Source organism: Camelimonas sp. FR25, from assembly GCF_059740505.1.
This window is the reverse complement of sequence record NZ_JCAWFG010000084.1, coordinates 133,438-159,689: the sequence shown is the minus strand read 5'-3', so window position 1 is coordinate 159,689 and position 26,252 is coordinate 133,438. Positions and strand designations below refer to the sequence as shown.

Here is a 26,252-nt window from a genome sequence, read left to right as displayed (position 1 = left end):
CGGGCTGGGGCGCGCGCCCAGGTCGGCCCACCAGTCCACCGTGACAGTGCGACAGCAGCTCTGCCGCGGCCACGCTGGCGCCGGCGGCCAACTGGCCGTGAGTGACGCCATCTGGGCGGGATTATGGGGCGAACAGGTGAAATTGCGACAGGAATCGCGCCCGATGCGGCCACGATAGCGTCAACAGGGTTCCCAAGGGTTTAACCGGCCCAGCGGGCTGGGTGCGCGCCGGAACCAAACTGCAAGCGCCGGCCTGGCGCAACGCGCCCCAAGGTCGCGATCGGCGGTGAAGCGGCCCACGGACGGTAGCTGGCGGACCCGCGGACATCTCCAGAAAGGCGTGCAACTGTCTCAATCCTCGGGCGGTGTGGGATCCCGGCGCACCGCTGCCACGGTATCGCGCAGCAGCTGCCCGGCGGCGGCGGCGTGTTGCTGGGTGCGCCAGCGCATCACCGGATCCTCCATGGTCGCGGCCCGGGCCAGCATCGGCGCGATGCTTTCGTTCAGGCGGCGCCCGAGAAACGCATCCAGAATTTCCACGCCGTAAAGCTCGGCGAGGTGGCACAGGCAATCCTCCAGCCCAGCCCGTAACACCATCACATCAGCGGCCGCGGTTGCGGTGGGGACTGGCTGGCCGTGAGCGCCGCCGCGATCCTGAGCAGACGTGGGGGCAGGGCGCCGATCGTGCCCCCTGGGCGACGGCGCGACGTCGTCGATCCCGTCGAGCACCTCTGCGACCCGGCGCAGCACGGCGTCTTCCGCTACGGAGCGGGCCTGGGCTCGCGTCGAAACCTCGCCAATGTGGCGGCGCGTGGGGGCGCCGTCGCGATCGTGGGCCGCGCGCTGCTGGGCGGCTCCAGGCCTGGCCCCGCCGCGACGCTGACGCCTGCTGGCGCCCGCCTCGCCGGAAACGTCCGGGCTGAGGCGCAACACGCGGCTCGCCTCCCCACTGGGCCCCGTGGCCTCGGCATCCAGCTTGGCAAAGCCCGCCATCGACAGATGAGTCGCGCCGCCCTCAGCGGGGCGGTCGCCGCCATCGGCGTTCGCCTCAGGGGCGGCGCCATGATTCCGTTGCGGTTTTTTCACCGGTCCCTCTCTGCCTGAACGGGTCTGCGGCGACCTCCGAATAGCGACCTCAGGACAGGTGTTCCTGGTCACATGGCGGCGATCGCGGGCGCATGCAGCAGCGTTATGCGGCAATAGTGCCCGAAGGGAAGCAGGCGCGCCAGTCGCCTCCGACGTCAGGCAGGCGCATGTCAGCCATGGGATGTCCTCGCGGCGCCGTCACCGGGCCGCGCCGCTCGCGGGATCGGGCCGCGCGCCGGGCGGGGCCGCTGCACGCTTGAGCCGCCCTTACGTCAGGCAGACCACGATTCTGTAGCGACTTGCGCCGATCTGCAACGATCATGACTGACCAAATCCGTCAGGTTCCGTTTCGTTTTGCGCGGATCATGCTCTAAGTGGGTCTGGCATTGTCGCGGTCGCCCTCCGGGGCGGCCGGTCTCTGGCGTGCGAGCGCGCAGCAGCCTGGCTGCCCGCGTTGGCCGTCCTGCAAGGTGAACCCATGCAACACGTCAACCCGCCCCCCTCCATGGCCGCAACCGTCGCGCCCATCGCCCCAGGCGACCGACGCGCCGACGCCTTGCTAGGCTGGTGTGAGGCCTCGCACTTGCGGGCGGTGCTGGTGTTGCTGCTGCTGTCGCTGGCGCTATTTCTGCCTGGTTTCTCCAGCCTGCAGCCGATGGACCGCGACGAGCCGCGCTTCGCCCAGGCCAGCAAGCAGATGATGGAGACCGGCGACCACATCGCCATCCGCTTCCAGGACGAGGCGCGCAACAAGAAGCCGGTCGGCATTTACTGGATGCAGGTCGGCGCGGTGCATCTGGCCGAATCTCTCGGGGTTCCTGAGGCGCGCGCCACTATCGCCGTCTATCGCCTGCCGTCGCTGCTCGGGGCGATCGCGGCGGTATTGCTCACCTATTGGGCTTTGCTGGCCTTCGGCAGCCGTCGCGTCGCGCTGTTCGCCGCCGCTTTTTTCGCCGCCACCATCCTGCTCACCGTGGAAGCGCGTCTTGCCAAAACCGACGCCATGCTCACCGCCTGCTGCGTGGCGATGATGGGCGGGCTGGCCAGGGCCTGGGCGCCGCGGTCACGCGACACGGCGGCGCTGCCGCTGTCGGTGCGGCTGTTGTTCTGGGGCGCGCTGGCGGCATCGTTCCTGATCAAGGGGCCGGTGGGCCTGATGATCGTGGCGCTGCCTGCCATCGCGCTGAGCATCTGGCTGCGGTCCGGGCGCTGGCTGCTGGCCCTGCGTCCGCTCAGCGGCCTGCTGCTGGCGCTGGCGCTGGTGCTGCCCTGGTTCATCGCCATCACCATTGAGACCAAAGGCGCGTTTTTCGCCGAAGCCGTCGGCAAGGACATGCTCGGCAAGGTCGGCAGCGGCCAGGAGAAGCACTGGGGCCCGCCCGGCGCCTATCTGCTGGCGTTCTTCGGCACCGCCTGGCCATTGGCGCCATTCGTCGCCGTGGCGGCGCAGACCTGGTGGCGCGAGCGCCGCAATGATGTGGTGGCTTTCGCCCTTGCCTGGGTGATTCCGGCCTGGCTGGTGTTTGAAGCGGTGCCGACCAAATTGCCGCATTACGTGCTGCCGCTATATCCGGCGCTGGCGCTGCTGGCGGCGCGGGCGCTGGTCAATGGCCAGCTGGCCCCGGACCAGCGCTGGGGCGCACGTCCTGCCATGCTGCTGCTGCCGTTGATTCCGGTGGCGGCGCTGCTGCTGCTGCCCTCCGCCGCCTGGGCGCTGGATGGCGCCGTGCCGTGGATCATCCTGCCAGGTCTGATCATCGCCGCCGCCATCGCTATCGTCGCCTGGCTGGCCTATTGCGCCGGGCGGATCTGGCGCGCGGCGCTTCTGTCCTTGGCCGCCTCCGTGGTGTTCATCACCGCGGTTTTGGGCGTGGCGCAGCCGCTGCTGACTGGCCTGCGCACCTCGCCACGGCTCGGCGAGGCGCTGCGTCAGGCCGCCATCGACACTGGCTGCACCGACATGAAGGCGCTGACCGCGGGCTATCGCGAACCGAGCCTGGTGTTCCTGACCCGCACCGATCTGGTGATGGCCGACGGCGCCGCCGCCGCTGACTGGCTGCGCCATGGCGATTGCCGCGTCGCCTTCCTCAATGCGCCGGACGAGCAGGTGTTCCGGGCGCGGCTGGCCGAGAGCGCCGTGGATCCTGCGCGGGCGCCGCAGCTCGCCCAGCGGGTGAAGGGCTTCAATCTCAATGGCGGCAAGCGCCTCGATATCGGCGTGTGGGTGGTGGGGCGCGCGCCAGGCACATGAGCTGCGCCTGCCGGCGCCGCTGCGCAAGGCGGGGGGCTCGTGCCTGACGCGCGTGACATGTCGCGTGTGCATGTGCTGCGGCGCGAAGGGCGGGAGCACTGCGCCGCATTGCGGCCACGCCCGTCGCTTGCTATGTGCGCAGCCTGGCCGCCTGACGCGCCTGTGGTCGGCGGCTGGCGCTTATGCCAGCGGTCCGGCGCAGGGTCGCGGAGCGGCGCCCGGACGAGACAGCCGGCGCCACGGCGCGCATGCACGGGGTCCCTGCGCAGGCCCTGATTTGGAAAGCCATGCCCTTGAGCGAAGCAACCGACCTCCCTGTGGTGTCCGTGATCGTGCCCGTCAAGAACGAGGCCGGCAACGTCGCCCCGCTGGTCAATGAGATCGCCGCCGCCTGCCACGAGCTTGGCCCGTTCGAGGTGATTTACGTGGACGACGGCTCGACCGACGCCACCGCCGATGAGCTGGCGGAGCTGGCCAGCACGCGGCCATGGCTGCGGCGGCTGCGCCATGCCCAATCGCGCGGCCAGAGCGCCGCCGTGCGCAGCGGCGTGCTGGCGGCCCGGGCCCCGGTGGTGGTCAGCATCGACGGCGACGGCCAGAACGATCCGGCCTTCATTCCGCCGCTGGTGCGCAAGCTGCTGGAGGCTGGCCCAGGCGTCGGCATGGCGGCGGGCCAGCGCGTCGGCCGCAAGGACACTGGCTTCAAGCGCATGCAGTCGCGCATCGCCAACCGGGTGCGCGGCGCCATCCTCAAGGACGGCACCCGCGACACTGGCTGCGGCCTCAAGGCGGTGCGCCGCGAGGTCTATCTGCAATTGCCCTATTTCGACGCGCTGCACCGGTTCATGCCGGCGCTGGTGCGTCGCGACGGCCATGGGGTTGAACTGGTCGACGTCATCGACCGGCCGCGCCTCGCGGGCGTCTCCAACTATGGGTTCTTCGACCGGCTCTGGGTCGGCATTCTTGATCTTGTCGGGGTGTGGTGGCTGATCCGTCGTCGCAAGCCGCCGACACAGGTGCAGGAGCTGCGCTGATGTTGATCCAGCTGTCGCATGATATCGGCGGATATCTGTATGACGTGTTCGTCGCCCGCGCCGATATGTGGCTGGTGCTGGGGCTGGTCGGCCAGCTGCTGTTCGGCATGCGCTTCGTCGTGCAATGGCTGGCCAGTGAAAAGGCCGGGCGCAGCGTCGTGCCGGTCGCCTTCTGGTTCTTCTCCATCGGCGGCGGCATCATCACTCTGGTCTATGGCCTGTACAAGCGCGAGCCGGTGATCATTCTTGGCCAGGCGCTCAGCGTGTTCATCTATGTGCGCAACCTGGCGCTGATCCGCCGCAGCAAGCAGAACCAGAGCGAAACCAACTGAGACCTGGCCGCAGCGACAGTCGCCAGGCAGGCATTGTCCAGCTCATGGCGCCCGCAGTTGCCGCAGCATCAGGCTGGCGTCAGTGTTAAGCTTGGGGTCACTGCTCGGCTGGCGTCACGGCTCGTCGAGCGTCACTCTTCTGCTGGCGGCGCGCCTTGGCTGGCGGTCTGGCCCGGTGCGAGCCACATCAGCTTCAGCGGCTCATCCATCACCACATTCTGACGCCTGGCCCGCCAGACGCCGGGCTTCTCCTGGATGAGGCCGGGGAAGCAGCTGGCGAGAGCGAGGCCGCTGTCGCCAGCCTCAATGCGAATATCCACCGTTTCAGCAGGACCGGCGAACGCCGGGCCGGTGCTGACATGGACATTGGCGGTCTGCTCGTGCAGCCAGTCGGCGCCGGGGCCATTGCCGGCGGCGATAGCGGATGCCTGCGCCGTGGCCACGGTCGCGCAATAGTCCTGCTGGCGGCTGACGGCGGCCGGGGTGCGCAGGCTGGCGACGGCGGGCGTCGCCGCGCCGACCGAAAGCCGCCGCCGCCATTCCAGCGTGACCTCTTCGCCCGCCGGGAACAGTTGCGGCCAGTGCCACGTGGTCCGCAGCAGCCAGCGCGGCCTTGGCTCGCGCGCAGCGCCGATCTGCTCCACGTCGATCAGACCTGCCCCAAACAGATCGGCCACCGCAGCGGGCGTCAGCCTGCCGAGGGCGCGCCAGGCGGCCTCGGAGGCTGGCGCCAGCGGCACGCCCAGATCCTCGAGTAGCGGCGTGCGATCCAGCCCTGCGCCATAGGCGTGCGCCTCGACCTGCAGCGACACCGGGCGACCGCCGACGCTGGCGGAGACATCCATGAAGTTCACTTCTTCTGGCCTGGGGATGGCCAGATAACCAAAGCCGGGGCTGGCGGCGTCGAGATCGGGGGCGGTGAAGGCGACGATGGCCCCGATGTCGCGCGACGCCGTGTTGCGAAACACCTGGCGGCCGCGCAGCTCGGTTGGGGTGATGGTCAGCTCCAGCAGCCGCAGCTGCACTTCGGGAGGCCGCGTCACCGCCAGCACCGGGGCGGCGAGGGCGATGCGGGACCCGGCGGCGACCGCCGCCGACGTCGCCATCGCCATCGCCGACCCGGCGGGCTCAGCCGATGCGGCGGAAAGGGCGGTGGCGGAGAAGGCGAGCGCCGACGCCGTCAGCCCCAGCGCCAGCCAACGCGCCTTTGCCGCGAGGCTGCGCCTTGCGCCAGGCTGCGTCGCCGCACTATGGGCCAGCGCGGCCCCCCAGTCCGTCATGTCATCCCCCATCTTCCGCCCGCTAGCTGCTGGCGGACCTCGCCGCGCCGCAGCTTCTCGGCAGAACCCTTAGCCCGCCGCGGCCCTCAGGCGGGCGAAGCCGCGTTCCAGATCGGCGGTGAGATCGTCGATGTGCTCGAGGCCCACCTGGAAGCGCAGCGCGGGCCCGTCCGGGCTCCAGCGCGTCGCGGTGCGATAGGAGGCGCAGTCGAAGGGGATGACCAGGCTCTCATAGCCGCCCCAGGAATAGCCCATGCCGAACAGCGCCAGCTCATCGAGCATGGCGTCGACGGCGCTATCGGGAACCGGCTGCAGCACGACGCTGAACAGGCCGCTGGAGCCGAGGAAATCGCGCTTCCAGATGGCGTGATCCGGGTGGCTCTCCAGCGCCGGATGCAGCACGCTCTTCACCTCAGGCCGGGCTTCTAGCCAGCGGGCGAGGGCGAGGCCCTGGCGCTCGGCCTCGCGCAGACGCAATTCCATGGTGCGCAGGCCGCGCAGGGCGAGGAAACAATCCTCAGGCCCGGCGCACATGGCGAAGGCTTCGGCGGTGCGGCGCAACGCGGGCAGGGCGCGTTCATTGGCCGAGACAAGGCCAAGCAGCAGGTCGGAGTGGCCGCCGAGATATTTGGTGCCCGCCTCAATGGCCAGATCGACGCCACGGGCGTGCGGCGGGAAGAACAGTGGCGTCGCCCAGGTATTGTCCATCAGCACCAGGGCGCCGGCGGCGTGCGCCACGGCGGCGATGGCCGGCACATCCTGCACCTCGAAGCTCTGCGAGCCTGGCGCCTCGACCAGCACGGCGCTGGTGTTGGGGCGCATGACGCTGGCGATGTCGGCGCCCAGATAGGGGTCGTAATAGGTGGTCTCGACGCCCATGCGCTTCAGCACCGTATCGCAGAAGCGCCGGGTGGGGCGGTAGGCGGAATCGCTGATCAGGATGTGGTCGCCCGCCTTGACGCAGGACATCAGCGCCAGCGAGATCGCGGCGAGGCCGGAGGGGACCAGGGCCGTGCCGGCGGCGCCGGACAGCTCGGTCCAGGCGGTCTCCAGCGCCTCGGTGGTCGGGGTGCCGTGGGTGCCATAGGTGAAGCGCGCATCGCCACGGCGCAACGACGCCGCATCCGGCGACAGCACGGTGGAGCCCCGGTAGATCGGCGTGTTCACATAGCCAAACTGCTCCGCCGGATTGCGGCCGCCCAGCACGAGCCGGGTGCGGCTGGAGAGCTGGCGCAGTTCATCATCGCCAAGTTTTCGCATCGATCATTTCCCACAGGCGGCGCCCCCTGAGGGGTTGGCCTTTGCCGATTGTTACGTCACACCCGGCCACCATGAAGCTGATGGCCTCGACCCGTCCATCCCAATTGTGGGGCGCTGCGCTAGCGCCTTGCGTCAGCCCAGGCTCGCGCCATGCGCCAGCCAACGACGCGCCGTAAGGCTCCAGCCAGGCGGGCATGAGCTGCGCCAGCTGCGCTATCGGCGTCAGTCGTGTGGCCGTCGTAGCGTCACGCCGCCATGGGAGGACGTTGGCGCGCCTGGCAGCGACGCCGCCACTGATGTGCGACGCCGGCGCGCCGCCCGTCAAGCAGTCCACGCCGCTCGCCGTAGCGTCACCGTCTGGGGGCGGCGTCGGCGCGATGCTTGCTCTGCCATCGAACACATTGGCCGCCAGGCCCGCACTTGCGCCCACCACAAGCGCCTGCGCCACATCCTTCGCCATGAAGGGGTTGACCTCGCGCCCTTGCCGCCCTGTCATGCGGCGTGCCTTTTAGCGCAGCCGCAACCGACGGGCGGAGGCGCCAGGTCCATGACGACGCCGGAGACGCATTGATCGCCACAGCGCCTCGAACGCCGCCCTTGCACGGCTCGTTTCGGCAGCTGGCGCCTTTATCCCTGCGGGGCGACCGCCACCGCAGCCAGACCAACCAGCCGGGGCGGCATGCGCCTTCCTGGCCTGAAAGGATTGACCGATGAAACGGGCGACCACCCTGAAGACCATCGCCTGCAGCCTCGCTGCATCCATGGCCGCATTCGTGGCCGCATCCGCAGGCGTTTGGGGCGCCACGCCGGCTGCGGCGGGCGTGCTCGACAAGGTCAAGGAGCGCGGCCAGCTGATCTGCGGGGCCAATCCCGGCCTCGCCGGCTTCGGCGTGCCCGACGACAAGGGCAAATGGACCGGCTTCGATATCGACTATTGCCGGGCGATCTCCGCCGCGATTTTCGGCGATCCCGACAAGGTCAAATATGTGCCGCTGACCGCCAAGGACCGTTTCACCGCGCTGCAGACCGGCGAGATCGATGTGCTGGTGCGCAACACCACCTGGACCATGTCGCGCGACACCGCGCTGGGCGCCAGCTTCGCCGCGCCGAATTTTTACGATGGCCAGGGCTTTCTGGCCCGCAACAAGCTGGGCGTGAAATCGGCGCTGGAGCTGAACGGCGCCAGCATCTGCGTGCAGCAGGGCACCACCCATGAGCTCAATCTCGCCGATTATTTCCGCTCGCATAATATGAAATACGAGATCGTCTCGTTTGGCAGCGCCGCCGAGACCATCCGCGCCTATGACGCCGGGCGCTGCGACGCCTTCACCAGCGATTCGTCAGCGCTTTACGCCGAGCGTCTCAGGCTGACCGACCCCAGTGAACACGCGGTGCTGCCCGAGATCATCTCCCGCGAGCCATTTGGCCTCGTGGTGCGCAAGGGCGATGATCAATGGTTCGATCTGGTGCGTTGGGTCGGCTATGGCCTGATCGCGGCTGAAGACGCTGGCGTCACCAAAGCCAATGTGGCGGAGAAGGCGCAATCGACCAATCCGGAGCTGCGCCGCATGCTCGGCGTCGAGGACAAAATGGGCGCGGCCATCGGCTTGCAACCAGACTGGCTGACCAATGTGGTCAAGGCCGTCGGCAATTATGGCGAGGTGTATGATCGCCACTTCGGCCCGGAGACCCGCCTGAAGATTCCGCGCGGCCTCAACAATCTCTGGAACAAGGGCGGCATCATGTACGCGCCGCCGATCCGCTGAAACAGCGAGCCGGCAGTCCGGAGTGAGCGTGGAGGCGTGGGTGCAGCGAGATGGCGAAGCCGGGGGTGATGCGGCGCAGCGGCTGGGGCAGGAGCGGTGGATGGCGGGCCTGACCGCCGCAGGCGCGGGCGGCGCAGAGGCGCCGTCGCATGCCGGCGGCGGGGCGGGCGGCGCGCCCTTCGGCCTGCCGCCAGGCCCACCCCGGCGCGGCTGGCTCGGCGATCCGGCGCTGCGCGCCTTCGTCTGGCAGGCGCTGCTAATGTTGGGCGTCGCCAGCGTGTTTGTCTGGGCCGGCTCCAATGTCATGGCCAATCTGCGCGCCTCCAACATCACTTATGGCTTCGACTTCCTCGGCGCGCCGGCCAATTTCGACATCACCGGCTCGCTCCTGCCGTTCAAGGCTGGCGACAGCTACGCCCAGGCGCTGTTGGCTGGCTTCGGCAATACGCTGGCGGCGTCGCTGATCGCCATCGTCATCGCCACGGTGCTCGGCTTCGCCATCGGCGTAGCGCGGCTGTCATCGAACGTGTTGCTGTCGGGCAGCGCCAGCGCCTTTATCGAGCTGTTCCGCAATACGCCGCTGCTGCTGCAATTGCTGGTCTGGTACAATCTGGTGCTCAAGCCCCTGCCGGGGCCGCGCCAGTCGATCGCCATCCCCGGCGGATTTCTGCTCAACAATCGCGGCCTCTACAGCCCGTGGCCGGTCGATTCCACCGGCTGGCGCGCGCTGCTCGCCGGAGTCGTGCTGGCGCTGGCGATCTCGCTGGCGCTGGGGTGGTGGAGCCGGCGCCGCCGGGCGCGCGGCCAGCGCGGCGCGCCGACGCTGCTCGCCTCGCTCGCGCTTTTGCTGGCGCTGCCGGTGGTGCTGATGGTGATGACCACCGGCGCCATGCATGGCGACCTCGCCGCGACGTGGCCCGAGCTGCGCGGCTTCAACGTCAGCGGCGGCGTGACGCTGCTGCCCGAATTCGTGGCGCTGGTGATTGGCCTTGCGCTGTACACCGCCGCCTTCATCGCCGAGGTGGTGCGTTCTGGCATCCAGTCGGTCAGCCGGGGCCAGCGCGAGGCGGGGCGAGCGCTCGGCCTGCGCGAAGGCCAGATTCTGCGCCTGATCGTCATTCCGCAGGCGCTGCGGGTGATCATCCCGCCGCTGACCGGCCAATATCTCAACCTGACCAAAAACTCTTCGCTAGCCGTGGCCATCGGCTATCCCGAGCTGGTGCTGATCGGCGCAGGACCCGTGCTGCAGAACACCGGCCAGGCGCTGGAGGTGATCTCGCTGATCATGGCGGTGTATCTGACGCTGTCGCTGCTGACCGCCGCGCTGATGAACTGGTGGAACGCCCGTATGGCGCTGGTGGAACGGTGAGGGCGGGCCATGACTGATCTCAACCTCGCCGCGAGGCCCGCGCCGCCACCCCATGGCGCCGACAGCAGCCCCTTCATCGCCGGGCTGAAGAGCCTCGTGTCATCACCGCTCAACGCCCTGCTGACGTTGCTGACTCTCGGCGTCCTCTGGGTGCTGCTGCGCCCGGCGGTGGAATTCCTGATCCTCGACGCGGTGTGGAGCGGCGTCGACCGCGAGGCCTGCCTCGCCGCCAACAATGGCGGCAAGACCGGCGCCTGCTGGCCATTCGTCTTCAATCGCATCGGCTATTTTATCTATGGCCAATATCCGGCCGAGCTGCGCTGGCGGCCCAATCTGGCCATGGCGCTGTGCGCGCTCAATATAGTCTGGGCCCTGCACCCGCGCGCCCCGTTCCGGCGGGCGGCGCTGCTGTCGCTGATCGGGCCATTCCCGTTCATCGCCTGGATCCTGCTTTATGGCCCGGGCTACTCCGGCCTGGTCAGCGTGCCGACCAATCTGTGGGGCGGCGTGCTGGTGACGCTGGTGATCTCGCTGGTCGGCATCATCGCCTCCTTGCCGCTGGGCATTCTGCTTGCCCTGGGGCGGCGCTCGCACATGCCGGTGGTGCGGGCGGCGGCGACCGTGTTCATCGAGGTGGTGCGCGGCGTGCCTCTGCTTGCGGTGCTGTTCATGGCCAACCGTATGCTGCCGCTGTTTCTGCCGCCGGGCGTGCTGCCTGATCCGCTCATCCGGGTGATGGTCGGCGTCTGCCTGTTCGCGGCGGCGGGCCTCGCCGAGGTGATCCGCGGCGGGCTGCAGGCGCTGCCCAAGGGCCAGTATGAGGCCGCCGCCGCGCTCGGGCTCGGCTATTGGCAGACCCATTTGACCATCATCCTGCCGCAGGCTCTGACCCTGGTCATCCCTGGCATCGTCAACACCTTTATCAGCCTGCTCAAGGACACCACCCTGGTCACCATCGTCGGCATCTTTGATTTGCTGACCACCATCAACGCCAGCACCCGCGATCCGGCCTGGGCGACGCCCGTCACCACCTCGACCGGCTACGCCGCCGCCGCGATTTTCTATTTCATCTGCTGTTACGCCATGTCCCGCTATTCGGCGGCGATGGAAAGGCGTCTCGCCATGGCAGGGAGCCGCACATGAGCCCGCACACCGGACAGGATGCAGCCGTCGCCGACCCTGTGGCCGTGCACATGCGTGGCGTCAGCAAATGGTATGGCGCCTTCCAGGTGCTGAAGGCCATTGATCTGACGGTGCGGCGCGGCGAGCGGGTGGTGATTTGCGGGCCATCAGGCTCGGGCAAGTCGACGCTGATCCGCTGCATCAATCGGCTGGAGGAACACCAGCAAGGCGACATTATCGTCGACGGCATCGCCCTGACCCGCGATTTGCGCAGCATCGACCGGGTGCGCCGCGAGGTCGGCATGGTGTTTCAGCAGTTCAACCTGTTCCCGCATCTGACGGTGCTGGAGAATTGCGTGCTGGCGCCCATGAGGGTGCGCGGCCTGAGCCGCAGCGACGCCGAAGCGCAGGCGCAGGCGTTGCTGCAGCGGGTGCACATTCCCGAACAGGCCCATAAATATCCAGGCCAGCTGTCTGGCGGCCAGCAACAGCGCGTCGCCATCGCCCGCGCCCTGTGCATGAACCCGCGCATCATGCTGTTCGACGAGCCGACCTCGGCGCTGGATCCGGAAATGGTCAAGGAGGTTCTGGACGTCATGGTCGAGTTGGCCGAGGACGGCATGACCATGCTGTGCGTCACCCATGAGATGGGCTTCGCCCGCCGCATCGCCGACCGGGTGATCTTCATGGACGCAGGCCAGATCGTCGAGGAGGCCAGCCCCGAGGTGTTCTTCACCGCGCCGAAACAGCAGCGCACCCGCGCCTTCCTCAGTCAGGTGCTGGGCGAGTGAGGCGCGGATGGTGATCGGTGAGGGGCGAGGCGGCGGCGTCACGGCGAAACCGGCCGCGCCCGGACGCCTCACCTGACGCGCGCGTCCCGGACGGCGCGGCGGCTGACGCCGTGTAGATTGGGGCGGCTGTGAAGCCCGTCAGACTAACGCGGTCGCCAGGCCAGCCTGCGGCGGCGCTCACGCGCACTGCAGCAGGGCTTACCCTCACTGCAGCGGCGCCGGGCCAACGTCATTGCCGCACATGCGTCAGCGGCCGCGCCTGTACTCAGGCGGGTCCGGTGGCTACCGGCGCATCGGCCAGCGCCCCCCATTCGGTCCATGAACCGTCGTACAGCCTGGGCAAGGGCGCGCCGAGCTCATGCAGCGCCAACGCCAGGGTGGCGGCGGTGACGCCGGAGCCGCAGGTGGTGACGGTGGGGGCGGCGATGTCCACGCCGGCCTGAGCGAAGACGGCGCGCAATTCAGCCGTGGGCTTCAGACGGCCGTCAGCAATCAGCGTGCCCGACGGCACATTGCGGGCGCCGGGCATATGGCCCGAGGCGAGGCCGGCGCGCGGCTCGGGCGCGGCGCCGGTAAAGCGGTTGGCAGAGCGCGCATCGATGATCTGTCGCTGGCCATTGGCGATAAAGGCCCGCATGTCGGCGCTGGCGGCCACGGCGTCGGCCACGGGCGCTGGCCTGAACACGGCGGGCTTAGGCCGGGCAGGGCCGGTTTCGAGCGGACGCCCCTCGGACCGCCATTGCGGCAGCCCGCCAGCGACGATCGACACCTGCCGGGCGCCCATCACCCGCAGCATCCACCAGACCCGCGGCGCTGAAAACAGACCCGCCCCATCATAGACGACCATGGGCGTCTCAGCGCTGAGGCCGAGGGTGCCAGCCGCCTCGGCGAAGGCCTGCGGCGTCGGCATCATATGCGGCAGGCCCGACGCGCGGTCGGCGACCTGGTCAATATCCAGCCGCACAGCCCCAGGAATGTGACCGGCCTCGAACTCCGCCTGCGGATCGCGCGCATCCGCCGGCATGTACCAGGAGCCATCGACCACCGCTGGCGGCGCATCGCCCGCCAGCTGCTCGGCGAGCCAGGAGGTGGTGACGAAATTTGATGTGGACACGCTGTTCTCCGTGCGGGCGGCGACCCGTCCTGCGTCACGCTGCGTGCCGGTGTTCCTGGCCGGCAAATCCGGGCGGATACCTGATGTTAGCGACGAAGCGTGACGATGCCTGATGCCCCCCAGCAGCAGATTGCACTCCTTCGCGTGAGACTCAAGAGCGGCCCGCATGCACCCGTGCCCAGCTGCCGCCGCCATGCGCGCGTAGGGAACAGCCCTGCAGGGCGACGCGGCGCCAATGACCGTCGCCGCGCCGTGATCATCCGTGAGCCGGGCAGGGATGCACAGCAGCCACACGCCAGGTCAAGGCCGCCACAAGCGCCGCCTTCCGCAAGCGCCGCCTTCCGCAAGCGCTGCCTTCCGCAAGAACTGCCGCCGCGCGCCCGTTCGGCGGTTGAAGCGCACAGCCTAGGCCTTCGGCGACCGGCGCGCGGCCCTGGTTTTCTGCAGGCCGTCACACCAGCATGCGACAACTGCCGTCACGGGCATGCAGCCCCAGATAAGGCGCGAACCGCTGCGCCAGCGCAGCTTCGCCGGCCGGCCGCTGGCTTTCCCGCACGCCGCGCGCCAGCCGACGCATGGTGCGCTCAAGCAGATAGCGCGACAGGGTGTCGTCACAGGCAGGGGCGGCGCGTAACTCGCCGGCGAGCGCCAGCGGATCCGTCCAGATCAGCCGCAGCCGGCGCTGAATGTCGGGGCGACGCAGGTCCTCCATGCGAATGGCGTGCCGCGCCGCATCCGGAAACGGCAGATAGGCGCCGCCGCCGCCGGAAAAATCGGCGTACAACTCCAGCACATGGCCGACGTCGAGGACGATGAGGAAGGGCGGCGGCTCCGCCAGCGCCCGCGCGTAATTCTCGGCCTGCAATCGCGCCGCTGTCATGGCCCGCCGCCAGCGGGCCATGGCGGCCACGTCCGGCGGCGCCTGCCCGGGCAGGAGCGCGGCGCCGGTCCGGCCCATGTCGCTGGTCGGGGCGGCGCGGCCTTGTGCGCGCGCCGCAAGGGGAGGACGACCGAGGCTGGACTGCTTGGATTCGAGCACGAAGCAGCCGCGCTTGTAGAGATCAATGCGGCCATTGCGCTGGCGGCCATTCAACGCGCCGAAGCTGACGCTCTTCTCAAACACATAGTGATTGTCGCCATCGCAAGCACGCGCAAAGTCTGGTGTTTGCAAATTCAGCGCATCGCACAGTCTCAGAATGAATAATTGCGCATTGGCGCGCTCACCAGACATGCCGTCCTGGGACTCGTCAATCAAATGATTGATGGATGTCAAGCTCATTTCCGCACCTCCGTCGACCCGTCGCGCATATAATGTCGCGCATCGTCCGTGGAGAGTCCATATTGGATCGATCTACTTGAGGTTATGCAATTCTACTTGTGGTTACTATCACGACATTGCGTCAATGCGCGGCATGCGTGCGGCGGCGCATCGCAGGCTGGCGGCGCGCCGGAAGACAGGCCTCGTGACGCAGAAAGGCGCCGGTCGCAGACGCAATGCGGCGCCGCACAGGAACGCCGCACAGGGCGACGCCCCCGTGCGGCCAGTTTGACATCGCCGCAGACTGCTGATCAGACCGCCGAGAAGCGTACGCCGCACAGGGCGAAGCCGTCGCTATCCGCCGGATAGCCGCGCTCCGCCGCGCGGGCGTGGACCCCAGCCGGGTCACGGCTTTCGACCACCACGCCGCGCAGGGTTTCGCGCACGCCATCGGCGCCTTTGACGAAGCGGATATTGATCATGTCGACGGCGATGTGACCGCCATCGCCTTCAGCCTGGTAGGGGCGTTCGATCAGGCGTGACCAATGGGCGCCGAGGTCATGCGGCGTCGGGCTCTCGACGATGATCTCACGGATGCCGGTGGTGACCTCGTCGCACAGGGCGTGCTGCCAGCCGTCGCCGCCCGCCGGGTAATAGGGCCCCTTGGGATCGAACTCGCCCGGCGTGTGATCGAACTCGATCATCGTGGCGCGGCATTGCACCGGGTGCAATTGCACGCCGGTGAAATTGCCATCCTCAATGGCGTGGGCGGTGGGCACACCCATGGCGGCGGCGTGGGCGCCGCGCCGTAGCGGGTCGCTGCAATTGAAGATCGCCATATAGCCGCCGACGCCGCCGGTGCGTTGCATGAACCGGCCGGCGGCGGTGTTGTCTTCAAACGGCGCCACCACCTCGATGAAGGCCAGGCCAAACGGGAACAGCGCATTGTGCAGGCCATATTTGGCGACATGCGGATCCTGATAGGCGAGGCGCACGCCAAAGATATGCTGAATGTCGGCGATGGCGCGGTCGAGATCGTCTGTCGCCAGCGCAATCTGGCGCAAGCGGAAATAGTCAGCCATGGCGTTCTCCCGTTCGGCCCCATCTGCAGTGCGATGCGTCGGGGCCTTGCGCGCATGGCCCGCGCCACTGCGGCCAGACCAGCGCTATTCTTGTTGGTTTTGAGCCTGGGCCAGTCCTGCCCGACGACGGCGTCGGATGGCGAGGCGCAGGCGTTCACGATGATCGCGATGATCACGCCGATTATGCATGCGGACGCCGCCGCCGCCATCATGCCGCCCGCCGCCTGCGACAGTTTCCAGCGGAAGTTCGACCGTTGCAGACGCAGCGAGGGAGGTGATCGCGACGGGAAACCGGGCGCGCGGCGCCGTACCAAGGTTCAGTAGATCATGCGGCGCTTTGCGCTTATGGATAAATTGTCACGCAAATGTCTCGCAGACCTGCCGGGACGTCGTCGCTGCGTTGCCCCGGCTGACGGAGCGACCTTGCCCATGGAGCTGTCATGACGAGCCTGGTAGCCCCACGGCTGGACGCGCGCCAGCGCAAGAGTCGCCGCGCGCTTTATGCGGCGCTTGATCAATTGCTGGCCGAAAAGCCCTATCCGCAGATCACCGTCACCGAGCTGGTAGAGCGGGCCAATGTCGGGCGGCAGACGTTTTACCGGCATTTCGACAATATCGACGCCATGCTGGAGCAGCGTTTGGGCGAGGACCTCGCCGACCAGTTCGCCTTTGCGCGCCAACAGGCGGCGACCGCGACCTATCCGGAATGGGTGGAGACCGTGACGGCCTATGCGTTTGAACGCGCCGGGCAGCAGCCACGTCTCTACCGGCTCATTCTGAGCGGTCAGGCCGGCAGTGGCGCGCTGGGCGCCTTCACCAGCCAGATCGCCCGGATGATCGCGTTTGCGCCGACCCCGAATCCGGTGAGCAGCGCCCCCGGGGCCGACCGCTATGTCTTTGTATTTTATGCCGGGGCGGTGTGCTCGTTCTTGCTGGAATGGCTCAATCAGGCCGATGACCGCTCGCCAGCCGTCATGGGCGCGCTGTTCGCCAGACTTGCGACGCAGCGGCAGTGACGTGCGTGAGACGCGCAAGCATGCCGATAGCAGGGGGCCACACCAACAGGCAGGCATGAACGCTCGTGCCTGGACCAGCGCTGCAAGTTGACGGCATGCAATGAAGGGAAGGGCGGGATCAACGATCCCTCGTGACGTGTGCGCCATCTTCGATGCGAAGAGTGGCTCCCCGGGCCGGATTCGAACCAGCGACCAACCGGTTAACAGCCGGTTGCTCTACCACTGAGCTACCGGGGAACACGTCTCATCACGTCGCCATGGGCGACGCCTTTATCAAACAGACCACCTGCGTGAAAGCAAGATGGCTCCCCGGGCCGGATTCGAACCAGCGACCAACCGGTTAACAGCCGGTTGCTCTACCGCTGAGCTACCGAGGATCACTTGATGGCCGGGGTGTAGCTGAAGCATCCGGGTCGTGCAAGTCCTGTCGCCGCAAATCGCCGGAAGCGAGGTCCAGCTTGTGGACGTGTGGACAAGTAACGTCGTCCACACCACAGTGGCGAAAGCTGCAAGAGGGGTGTTGCCCTTTCGCCAGCGTCTGGGCTATTAGCCCGGTCAGAGGCCTCGTGGCGGAGTGGTTACGCAGAGGACTGCAAATCCTTGCACGGGGGTTCGATTCCCTCCGAGGCCTCCATATACTGACTTCGCCCGTCCGGCGGTTCCGGGTTCCCGCTGCGGGAGGCCCACGTGAGACCCCGCCCGAGGCAGTCATGCTGGATTTCGCCGCAGCTCGTCGCACCATGGTAGATTGCCAGGTGCGGACCTTCGACGTCACCGACCTTTCCGTCATCGCCGCCTTTGATGCAACGCCGCGCGAAATCTACGTGCCGGCTGACGCCCAGGCCATGGCTTATGCCGATGTGGCGACGCCGCTGGGCGGCGGTCTCGTCATGCTGCCGCCGCTGGTCGTGGCGCGCATGCTGCAGGCGTTTGGTCCGCTCAAGGGGCTGAAGGTGCTCGAGATCGGCAGTGGGGCAGGCTATGTGTCGGCGCTGCTCGCCCGCCTTGGCGCCCAGGTCACCGCCGTCGAGGCGGAGGAGGAGCTGGTCAACGCCGCCCGCGCCAATCTGGCCAGCGACGGCATTGACGGCGTGACCGTCGTGCAAGGCGCCCTCAACGCTGGCCATGCCGCCAACGCCCCTTATGACGCCATCCTGATCAATGGCGGCTATCAGTTTCTGCCGGAAGCGCTGCTGGCGCAGCTGGCGGATGCCGGCGCCGTCGTCGGCATCGCCGCGACCGATAACGCCAATCGCATGGTGATCACGCGTCGTCACGCTGGCGTCGACAGCCAGGCGGTGATCGTCAATGCCTGGGCGCCTGTGCTGCCGGGCTTTGAGAAGGCCACGGGCTTCACCTTCTGAGGGCAGGGCCGGAGGCCTTTCGCGACCGGCGGTTGCGCTGTCGTGCAGACAGGTAAACGGCCTTTGCGCGTGGTGACCTTGTTGCGCCATGCGCGTAAAAAAATGCGACGATGATGGCCGGCCTGCGCCGGCCTTTTTCGTGTCAGCGCCCAGGCGGGGCGTCGTGAGGCGCCGCGCGCCGGACTTGCGCGCGCCGGGAATGGCGCCGCTCTCGCATGGCGACAGAGCGCGCCGCCAGCCGCTGCAGCACGCGCGCCAGTTGCGGAGTCAAAGCGCCGCCTGCTTTTCCACATAGGTGTGGCTTTTGTGCAAGTGAACCGCGGCAGATTCCGGCCAATGTACGGATATCGCAGCAGCTTTCGCCCGGCGGCGTTGAAAACCTTCGCCTAAAACCTGCATCTGGTCAGCGCTGCTTCGCTTCATGTCAGTTCTGTGTCGGCAATATTGCGGCTGACCTGGTCAGTTTCCGAATCCGGGCCGGGAATTTCGTGCGTTAATTTATGCTTAACACCGGCCTGGCGACTGGACATGCAGGGGGTATTTCAGCGACTGTCCACCGACGTGGTCAGCCGGATTCGAACCGGCTGCACCGCCGCGCCCGGCGTGCGACGCAAGTCGAAGCGCAGGCGATGATCCGGCCAGCCCGGATGTGATCGGTTGGTGGCGATGCTCGGGTCCGGCGACGGACCAGACATCGCCGGCGTCCTGGACGCCATGGTGAGGTAGGCAAGTGACGACAATGCGCGGTTTGAAGCGATCTCTCCTGTTCAGCTCAGCGGCAGGCCTTGTCATGATGCTGGCCACGGCGGCCTCTGCTGAAACCATGAATGGCGCGCTGGCCAAGGCCTATCTCGGCAACCCGACCCTCAACACCCAGCGCGCCTCATTGCGCGCCACCGACGAAGGCGTCGCCATCGCCAAATCCGGCATGCGGCCACGGATTAACGCCAGCGCCAGCGCCGGCTACACCGCCCGCAACAGCCATGGCATGCCCACCGGCGGCGGTAACAGCGACCTGTTCCCTGGTTCAGTCGGCGTCGGCATCACCCAGCCGTTGTATGACGGACTGCGCACCCTCAATTCGACCCGCGCCGCAGAATCCCAGGTGTTCGGCGAGCGCGAGACCCTCCGCAATCAGGAGCAGAACACGCTGCTCTCTGGCGCCACCGCCTACATGAACGTGCTGCGCGATACGGCGACGGTGAATCTGCAGCGCAATAACCTTGAGGTGTTGCAGGAGCAGCTGCGCCAGACCCAGGACCGCTTTAATGTCGGTGAGGTGACCCGCACGGACGTCGCCCAGGCGGAAGCGGCGCTGGCCGGCGGCCGTTCCCAGCTGTCCGCCGCCGAAGCCAATCTGAAGACCAGCATCGCCCAATATCGCCAGGTGATCGGCGAGCAGCCGGGCAAGCTGGCGCCGGGCAAGTCGCTGGAGCCGCGCCTGCCGAAAACCCTTGCCGCTGCGGTGTCGCTCGGCCTGCGTGAGCATCCGGCCATCGCCTCGGCGCTGCATGGCGCCGACACGGCCGATCTGCAGATCAAGGTGGCCGAGAGCTCGCTGCTGCCCCAACTCGGTGTTTCCGCCAATGTCTCCCGCGCTTTCGACAGCAGCGTGCGTGGCGACGCCACCTCGTCCGCCAGCATCGTCGCCCAGCTGACGGTGCCGCTTTATGACGGCGGCCAGTATTACGCCCAGACCCGTCAGGCCAAGGAGCGCGCCACCCAGGCCCAGATCAGCGTCGACATTTACCGCGACCAGGTGCGCGCCGCCGTGGTGTCGAGCTGGAGCATGCTCGAGGCGGCCCGCGCCCAGATCGAGGCGACCAGCGCCCAGGTCAAGGCCAATGAGATCGCTTTGGCAGGCGTGCGCGAGGAGGCCAAGGTTGGCCAGCGCACCACCTATGACGTGCTGCGCTCACAGCAGGATTTGCTGAATTCGCGCGTGCTGCTGGTCGTGGCCCAGCGTGATCGCGTCGTGGCCTCGTACAATCTCATGGCCTCCATTGGCCGGCTTACCGCCCGCGATCTCAGCCTCCGGGTCGCCAATTACGACTCCAAGCGCCATTACGAGCAGGTCAAGGACAAGTGGATCGGCCTCGATACGCCAGGCGGCCGCTGAGCGCGGCCAAGCCTGCTAGGGTGGGTCGAACCCAGTCAGATCAATGACTTGTATCAATTGATTAAGGCGGCGCTTCACCTGAGGGTGCAGCGCCGTTTGCCATTGCAGCGGCTGGCGTCGCGCATTGTTTCGCGCCCGGGCCGACCAGCGCCCGGCGTATGGCCCGGCTGAGCGGTCGGGCGATCTGCCCGCGAGGACCTGTCGACTGCCCGGCCTGGCCGAGACGGTCCTGGAGCAACCATTTTCCACCAGAACCGGGGCGGGAGTGAAAGCCGGGCGCTTGCAGTCTCTTGCCTGCAGTATTTTGCCTGTCTCTTGCCTGTCTCTTGCCCGCAGTCTTTTGCCTCCTGGCTGTTGCACCAATGCTTTTGTCTGGAGGCTTTTGGCCTGAGGCCTGCGCCTTGCACGCCGCAGGCAATCAGCACGCCATGATACAGAGCTGCGCTTATTCCCTGGCATGGTCATCAAGTCATGCCTTGCGATGAAGCCTGTAACGATCGTGGCGACGGTGCTTGCGACGGTGCTTGCCAGTTTTCTTGCGGCGACCGGAGGGGGCGCATCGCGGGGCGAGCCGGGGCGGCGGCGGCGCGATGATTTTGGGCTGTAATGTCATGTGGACGCCATGGCGAAAGCCATCAGCGCCCCTACCGCAACCCGCAGGAATTCTTTACAAATCGTAAAGACTTTCACCGACCCAGCCAGCGCTGGTCGATGCAGGCGCTGACGCGATGGGCCATGGATTCGCGCATAGGGAGTTCGTCCCTGGAAACGGGTCTGGAGATGCGGGCGAGCCAATGGCGCGCCACCCGCGAGTCCGCTGGCTGGCCGCAAGTTTCGCCGCGTTGCCGTTACGTCTCCTCGGCGGCCGGCGACGAGTGGCCCAGCTGGCGATGGCTGCGGCCCAACCTGGCCAGCCAGGCGGGCCGTCGCACACCGCCCAGGCGCCCGCGCCAGGGCCCGAGGCGCCGCAGAGCGGACGCCGTGACGACGATTTGCACTTTGGGCTGGCGACGCAACCGGTTGTCGCTGGCCAAGCGGAGGAATGCGGCATGAGCGCTGGCGCGAGGGAACAGGCAATGCGTGCCCAGGGTGTCGACGCCGATATGGAGCAGATCCTGTCGTCGATCCGCCGCATTATCGCCGAGGACCAGGCCGCGATGGGCATGCCGCTGCCCGAGCCACGTGCGCGCAAAACCACCCGCCAGCCGTCTGCCCAGCGTGGCGCCGCCGCGGCCCCGCATGGCGTTGTACGGGACGACCAGGGCCTGAACGGCGTCACTTCGGCCGCATTTGATGGCGTTGCGCCTGCCCAGGTGTCAGCGTCAGCTGGGCCGCGCCTGGCCCCTGCGCCCCTGCCTCAGCCCGTCCGCCATGCCGCCGTCGCGTCGTCACCGAACAGCGATGATCCAGAGCTGCGCCGCGCCACCCTCGACGATAGCCTGCAACGCCTCGCGTCGGAGCGGGCAGAAAGCGCCGATAGCGGGTTGCCGCCGCGCCGCCAGCCGCAGCGCGCCCAGCCGCCGCGCCCTCCAGTGCAAATGGCGCCGGCGCCAGAGATTGATTACCGCCCGCCAGAGGCGCGGGCCCGCAATGACGCCGCCATGGCGCCCGACGAAGACGCACTGGTCGACCAGCGTCTGGCGGACGCCATTCGCCTGGCGGTGAACGAGCGCATCGACGAGGTCGCGCAGGCCGCCATGGCCGCCGCGCAGCCTGCTCCGGCGGCGCTTGCGCCCCGGCATGCCGCGTCTGGCGCGTCTGGCGTGTCCTGGGACGCGAACCCCGCTCAGCCTGCGCCAAACCTGAACCTCGCGGCTCACGAGCCATTGGGTCACAATCCTTATGAGACTGAGGCGCTCCAGCTGCGCGACCTGAGTGGCGCGGCGCCAGCGGCCATGGTTGGTCTTGCCGTCGCCAGACATGGCGCCGCGCCGCCAGCGGCGGTGGCCTATGCCCGCGACATGTCTGGCTCGCTGATCGCCCCGGTCAGCGCGGCGCGGATCTCCAGCGCCTTCGACGCCCTGACCCAGCGTGTCGCCGCCGATCGCGCCCGCACCATGGAGGAAACCGTGTCGGACATGCTGCGGCCGATGCTGGCCAATTGGCTCGACCAGCACCTGCCGACCATTGTCGAGCGGCTGGTGGCGGAACAGATCGCCTTGCTGGCGCAGCCGCCGCAGGACTGACGCAGGTACGGCGACCGCAGCGGAACGAAACGGACGGGCGGCGGTGGACGTAGTGATCGCCGGGTCCGGATGTGACGGCTAACGACGCGCGTCTCCAATGGCATACGGCCGGATGTTAAGCTTGCGCACGGAGTGACGGCACGACTCACGTAGCGTCACATCAATCGCCTGTTCGCACTAGTCCCTGAAGGCGCTGGAGTATCACGGGACGACACGTGATGCAGGCGCCTTGCCCTCAGCCTCGCGCCCGCTCGGCTGGCGTTTGCGGCCGCTGAAGCAGGCGCGTGATCGCCGGTGCATGGTCGCCCTGATGGGACCATCCTCGCACCCCTGTCGCGCGGCCAGCCGCTTATCAACGTCATATCGGTTGCGCTGAGCACGCCGCTGGCCGGGTCGCGTGGGGATGAACGGCAAAAATCCCGAACCTGCCTGGCATATTGGCCACCCTGTGCTGCCGCAGGTTGCATTTTTTCCCCTGATCACCGATTTCGGGGGTACACATCACCATACGCGCCGCCCGCCCGGGACCGGCCCAGCATCGATGGTAAAGTCGCGACATGGACAAGACGTTTGAGCCAGCCGCCGTTGAGGCGCGCATCGCCACTCTCTGGGAGGACGCTGGCGCGTTTCGCGCCGGCCGCCCGGAGCGTAAGGATGCCGAGCCCTATTGCATCGTCATTCCGCCGCCGAACGTCACGGGTTCGCTGCACATGGGCCATGCCCTGAACAATACGCTGCAGGACATCCTGTGCCGTTTTGAGCGCATGCGCGGCAAGGACGTGCTGTGGCAGCCAGGCATGGACCACGCCGGCATCGCCACCCAGATGGTGGTGGAGCGCCAGCTGGCCGAGCGCGGCGAGCCGGGCCGTCGCGACCTTGGCCGCGAGAAGTTTCTGGAGAAGGTGTGGGAGTGGAAGGCCCAGTCCGGCTCGACCATCATCAATCAGCTGAAGCGCCTCGGCGCCTCCTGTGACTGGTCGCGTGAACGCTTCACCATGGATGAGGGCCTGTCGCGCGCCGTCATCAAGGTGTTCGTCGAGCTGCACCGCCAGGGCTTCATCTATCGCGACAAGCGGCTGGTGAACTGGGACCCGAAGTTCCAGACCGCCATCTCTGACCTTGAGGTGATGCAGGTCGAGACCAAGGGTAACCTCTGGCACTTCCGCTATCCGCTGGCCGCCGAGCCAGACCGCTTCATCACCGTGGCGACCACCCGCCCGGAGACCATGCTCGGCGACGTCGCCGTGGCGGTGAACCCGGATGACGAGCGCTACGCGGACCTGATCGGCCGCATGGTCGAGCTGCCGCTGGTCGGCCGGTTGATTCCGATCGTCGCCGACAGCTATTCCGATCCCGAGAAGGGCACCGGCGCGGTGAAGATCACCCCGGCGCACGACTTCAATGACTTTGAAGTCGGACGCCGCCATTCACTGCGGCTGATCAATGTGTTCGACGCCGAGGGCCGGCTCGACCTCAGGCACAACGCCGCCTTCCTGGAGGAGGCCGAGGGCGATGATCTGGCGCTGGTGATGGCGCTGCATGGTCAGGACCGCTTCGAGGCGCGCAAGGCGATCGTCGCCTTGATGGAAGAGCGCGGCCTGCTGGCCGAGATCGAGCCGCACACCCATATGGTGCCGCACGGCGACCGCTCCGGCGTGGTGATCGAGCCGTGGCTGACCGACCAATGGTATGTCAACGTCAAGCCGCTGGCCGAGCGGGCGCTGGACAAGGTGCGCGAGGGCGACACCACATTCATCCCGGCGAATTGGGAGAAGACCTTCTTCCAGTGGCTGGAGAATATCGAGCCGTGGTGCATCTCGCGCCAGCTGTGGTGGGGCCACCAGATCCCGGCGTGGTACACGCCCGATGGCGAAGTCTATGTCGGCGAGAGCTTCGAGGACGTGCTGCCGGCGGCGCTCGCCGCAGCGGTGGAGCGCGGCGTGCTCGAGCCAGACCAGGCCGCCGCTTACGCCGCCGACCCCTCCAGCGCCGCCAGCTTCCTCGTGCGCGATGAAGACGTGCTCGACACCTGGTTCTCGTCGGGCCTGTGGCCGTTCTCGACCCTTGGCTGGCCCGACGCCACGCCGGAGGTGAAGCGCTTCTATCCTACCAGCACGCTGATCACTGGCTTCGACATCATCTTCTTCTGGGTCGCCCGGATGATGATGCTCGGCCTGTTCGTCACCGATGAGGTTCCGTTCCGCAACGTCTATCTGCACGCCCTCGTCCGCGACGAGAAGGGCGCCAAGATGTCGAAGTCGAAGGGCAACGTCATCGACCCGCTCGAGCTGATGGACAAATATGGCACGGACGCGCTGCGCTTTACGCTCGCCGCCATGGCCGCCCAGGGGCGCGACATCAAGCTGGCCACCCAGCGGGTCGAAGGCTATCGCAACTTCGCCAGCAAGCTGTGGAACGCCGCGCGCTTCGCCGAGATGAACGAATGCCGCCGCGACGCCGGCTTCGATCCGGCCAGCGTCACCCAGCCGCTCAACCTGTGGGTGCTGGGCGAGGCTGGCAAGGCCATCGACGAGGTGACGACGGCGCTTGAGGCGTTCCGTTTCAACGACGCCGCCAACGCCGCCTATCGCTTCGTCTGGAACGTGTTCTGCGACTGGTACCTGGAGCTGGCCAAGCCAGTGCTGCAGGGCGCCGATGGCGCGGCGAAGCAGGAGGTGCGCGCGGTGGTCAGCTACACGCTCGACCTGATCTGCCAGATCCTGCACCCGTTCATGCCGTTCATCACCGAAGAGCTGTGGGCGGCCAACGCCGAGGCGGCTGGCGGCCGCAGCAGCATTCTGGCGCTGGCCCCCTGGCCGCAGGCCCCGGCGGTGGACGCCGCCGCCGCCGAGGCGGAGCTGGGCTGGGTGGTCGAGCTGATCACCGGTATCCGCTCGGCCCGGTCGGAGACCAATGTGCCGGCGGGCGCGCAGATTCCGCTGGTGCTGGTAGGCGCTTCCGACGCCACCCGCGCCGTCGTCGGCGTCTGGGCCGACACCATCCGCCGCCTGGCGCGCGCCTCGGAGATCAGCTTCGCCGACGCCGTGAATGGCAAGGCGATCCAGCTGCTGGTGCGTGGTGAAACGGCGGCGCTGCCGCTCGAAGGCGTCATCGACTTTGACGCCGAACGGGCGCGGCTCGGCAAGGAGATCGACAAGCTGGCTGGCGAGATCAAAAAGATCGAGGCCAAGCTCGGCAACGCCGACTTCCTGCGCCGCGCGCCGGAAGAGGTGGTGGAGGAGCAGAAAGAGCGTCTGGCCGAGGCGATGGAACGTCGCCAGCGCCTGGGCGAGGCCCTGGCACGGCTCGCCTGACCCATCGGGCGCGGGTCAAGCCCGTGCGGCGACTGGACATGTCAGGTCGCGGATGCGTCAGCATTTTCGCGGCCTGGTGTGAGCCGCCGCCAGTCTCCGCGCGTCTTGCGGACACGTCTGGCGGGCGAAGCCGTCGGCGAGTCGCTTGCCAGGGCGCTTGCCAAGGCGCTTACCAAGCGACCACGGACGCAGCGTCCGCGCCTGTCGCACATATTTTTGCCGGGAGCGCTCAGCGCTCCCGTTTTTTTGTGCGACGTCGGGTGAGTCGCCTGAGGCGGATCGGGAGCTGAGGCGTCCATGCGCCTGACCGCCGTCTGCCGGGACGGCGCGTCCGGATGTCCCTGGCCGCCTGGCTGCCTGGTCGCTTTGCCGCTGGCGCCGCGCACCGGGTTGCGCAAGACCGGCCTGGCGCGCGCCCGTCGCACAACGGCTCCACTCCGTGACGTCTGGCGTCGCTTTCTGATCCGTTTCCGCTGGCCTCTACGAAAGGCTGGCGGATTCTGCACGC

General features: G+C 67.7%; 20 protein-coding genes and 3 tRNA genes. 14 read left to right on the top strand and 9 right to left on the bottom strand.

Going from position 1 to position 26,252, the window contains the following annotated elements; genetic code table 11:
* Window positions 1–351: 351 nt before the first annotated feature.
* Window positions 352–1,086: a hypothetical protein gene (locus tag AC6A67_RS11590; RefSeq protein WP_498036710.1), complete on the bottom strand. Its 735-nt coding sequence runs from the start codon at window positions 1,084–1,086 to the stop codon at window positions 352–354.
* A 478-nt stretch (window positions 1,087–1,564) separates the two neighbouring features.
* Here AC6A67_RS11590 and AC6A67_RS11585 point away from each other — a divergent pair, with 478 nt between their 5' ends.
* The 3 genes from AC6A67_RS11585 to AC6A67_RS11575 all read left to right on the top strand — a co-directional run bounded on the left by AC6A67_RS11585 (window position 1,565) and on the right by AC6A67_RS11575 (window position 4,703).
* Window positions 1,565–3,337, top strand: a complete 1,773-nt coding sequence (locus tag AC6A67_RS11585) for an ArnT family glycosyltransferase (protein ID WP_498036709.1) — start codon at window positions 1,565–1,567, stop codon at window positions 3,335–3,337.
* Between the two features lie 287 nt (window positions 3,338–3,624).
* A complete protein-coding gene (locus AC6A67_RS11580; RefSeq protein ID WP_498036708.1) occupies window positions 3,625–4,371 on the top strand; it encodes a glycosyltransferase family 2 protein in 747 nt (248 codons plus the stop codon).
* The gene (locus AC6A67_RS11575) at window positions 4,371–4,703 is read left to right on the top strand and encodes a lipid-A-disaccharide synthase N-terminal domain-containing protein (protein ID WP_498036707.1); all 333 of its coding nucleotides are present in this window, start codon (window positions 4,371–4,373) and stop codon (window positions 4,701–4,703) included. The genes AC6A67_RS11580 and AC6A67_RS11575 overlap by 1 nt, the downstream gene beginning before the upstream one ends.
* A gap of 131 nt (window positions 4,704–4,834) precedes the next feature.
* Here AC6A67_RS11575 and AC6A67_RS11570 read toward each other — a convergent pair whose 3' ends face one another.
* On the bottom strand, window positions 4,835–5,983 hold the full coding sequence (locus tag AC6A67_RS11570; RefSeq protein WP_498036706.1) for a DUF4424 family protein: 1,149 nt from the start codon (window positions 5,981–5,983) through the stop codon (window positions 4,835–4,837).
* A 69-nt stretch (window positions 5,984–6,052) separates the two neighbouring features.
* Window positions 6,053–7,243: a cystathionine beta-lyase gene (metC, locus tag AC6A67_RS11565; protein WP_498036705.1), complete on the bottom strand. Its 1,191-nt coding sequence runs from the start codon at window positions 7,241–7,243 to the stop codon at window positions 6,053–6,055.
* A 710-nt stretch (window positions 7,244–7,953) separates the two neighbouring features.
* On the opposite strand from metC, the gene AC6A67_RS11560 reads away from it, so the two are divergent.
* The 4 genes from AC6A67_RS11560 to AC6A67_RS11545 are packed head-to-tail and all read left to right on the top strand — an operon-like array spanning window position 7,954 to window position 12,291.
* Window positions 7,954–9,009: an amino acid ABC transporter substrate-binding protein gene (locus AC6A67_RS11560; RefSeq protein WP_498036704.1), complete on the top strand. Its 1,056-nt coding sequence runs from the start codon at window positions 7,954–7,956 to the stop codon at window positions 9,007–9,009.
* 40 nt (window positions 9,010–9,049) lie between these two features.
* On the top strand, window positions 9,050–10,378 hold the full coding sequence (locus AC6A67_RS11555; RefSeq protein WP_498036703.1) for an amino acid ABC transporter permease: 1,329 nt from the start codon (window positions 9,050–9,052) through the stop codon (window positions 10,376–10,378).
* A gap of 9 nt (window positions 10,379–10,387) precedes the next feature.
* The gene (locus AC6A67_RS11550; RefSeq protein ID WP_498036702.1) at window positions 10,388–11,521 is read left to right on the top strand and encodes an amino acid ABC transporter permease; all 1,134 of its coding nucleotides are present in this window, start codon (window positions 10,388–10,390) and stop codon (window positions 11,519–11,521) included.
* A complete protein-coding gene (locus AC6A67_RS11545) occupies window positions 11,518–12,291 on the top strand; it encodes an amino acid ABC transporter ATP-binding protein (protein WP_498036701.1) in 774 nt (257 codons plus the stop codon). The genes AC6A67_RS11550 and AC6A67_RS11545 overlap by 4 nt, the downstream gene beginning before the upstream one ends.
* Before the next feature lie 265 nt (window positions 12,292–12,556).
* On the opposite strand, the gene sseA is transcribed toward AC6A67_RS11545, so the two are convergent.
* The 3 genes from sseA to AC6A67_RS11530 form a co-directional block, all read right to left on the bottom strand.
* Window positions 12,557–13,405 (bottom strand): 3-mercaptopyruvate sulfurtransferase, encoded by an 849-nt coding sequence (gene sseA, locus AC6A67_RS11540; protein WP_498036700.1) that lies wholly within the window; start codon window positions 13,403–13,405, stop codon window positions 12,557–12,559.
* 451 nt (window positions 13,406–13,856) lie between these two features.
* The gene (locus AC6A67_RS11535; protein WP_498036699.1) at window positions 13,857–14,684 is read right to left on the bottom strand and encodes a type IIL restriction-modification enzyme MmeI; all 828 of its coding nucleotides are present in this window, start codon (window positions 14,682–14,684) and stop codon (window positions 13,857–13,859) included.
* Between the two features lie 290 nt (window positions 14,685–14,974).
* Window positions 14,975–15,745, bottom strand: coding sequence for a VOC family protein (locus tag AC6A67_RS11530; RefSeq protein ID WP_498036698.1), 771 nt, complete (start codon window positions 15,743–15,745; stop codon window positions 14,975–14,977).
* A gap of 54 nt (window positions 15,746–15,799) precedes the next feature.
* On the opposite strand from AC6A67_RS11530, the gene AC6A67_RS11525 reads away from it, so the two are divergent.
* A complete protein-coding gene (locus tag AC6A67_RS11525; RefSeq protein ID WP_498036697.1) occupies window positions 15,800–16,069 on the top strand; it encodes a hypothetical protein in 270 nt (89 codons plus the stop codon).
* Between the two features lie 116 nt (window positions 16,070–16,185).
* Window positions 16,186–16,761 carry a TetR/AcrR family transcriptional regulator gene (locus AC6A67_RS11520; protein ID WP_498036696.1) on the top strand — a complete coding sequence of 192 codons (576 nt, stop codon included), beginning with the start codon at window positions 16,186–16,188 and terminating at the stop codon, window positions 16,759–16,761.
* Window positions 16,762–16,923: 162 nt separating this feature from the next.
* Here AC6A67_RS11520 and AC6A67_RS11515 read toward each other — a convergent pair.
* A tRNA-Asn gene (locus tag AC6A67_RS11515) sits at window positions 16,924–16,998 on the bottom strand.
* 65 nt (window positions 16,999–17,063) lie between these two features.
* Window positions 17,064–17,138 (bottom strand) — tRNA-Asn (locus AC6A67_RS11510).
* A gap of 183 nt (window positions 17,139–17,321) precedes the next feature.
* On the opposite strand from AC6A67_RS11510, the gene AC6A67_RS11505 reads away from it, so the two are divergent.
* Together AC6A67_RS11505 and AC6A67_RS11500 are read left to right on the top strand one after the other, a co-directional pair.
* A tRNA-Cys gene (locus AC6A67_RS11505) sits at window positions 17,322–17,395 on the top strand.
* 76 nt (window positions 17,396–17,471) lie between these two features.
* A complete protein-coding gene (locus AC6A67_RS11500) occupies window positions 17,472–18,125 on the top strand; it encodes a protein-L-isoaspartate O-methyltransferase family protein (RefSeq protein WP_498036695.1) in 654 nt (217 codons plus the stop codon).
* 542 nt (window positions 18,126–18,667) lie between these two features.
* On the opposite strand, the gene AC6A67_RS11495 is transcribed toward AC6A67_RS11500, so the two are convergent.
* A complete protein-coding gene (locus AC6A67_RS11495; protein ID WP_498036694.1) occupies window positions 18,668–18,820 on the bottom strand; it encodes a hypothetical protein in 153 nt (50 codons plus the stop codon).
* A 44-nt stretch (window positions 18,821–18,864) separates the two neighbouring features.
* On the opposite strand from AC6A67_RS11495, the gene AC6A67_RS11490 reads away from it, so the two are divergent.
* From AC6A67_RS11490 to AC6A67_RS11480, 3 genes are all read left to right on the top strand, one after another.
* Window positions 18,865–20,244, top strand: coding sequence for a TolC family outer membrane protein (locus tag AC6A67_RS11490; RefSeq protein WP_498036693.1), 1,380 nt, complete (start codon window positions 18,865–18,867; stop codon window positions 20,242–20,244).
* Window positions 20,245–21,320: 1,076 nt separating this feature from the next.
* Window positions 21,321–22,430, top strand: a complete 1,110-nt coding sequence (locus tag AC6A67_RS11485) for a PopZ family protein (RefSeq protein ID WP_498036692.1) — start codon at window positions 21,321–21,323, stop codon at window positions 22,428–22,430.
* A gap of 557 nt (window positions 22,431–22,987) precedes the next feature.
* Window positions 22,988–25,744, top strand: coding sequence for a valine--tRNA ligase (locus tag AC6A67_RS11480; RefSeq protein ID WP_498036691.1), 2,757 nt, complete (start codon window positions 22,988–22,990; stop codon window positions 25,742–25,744).
* Window positions 25,745–26,252: the final 508 nt, after the last annotated feature.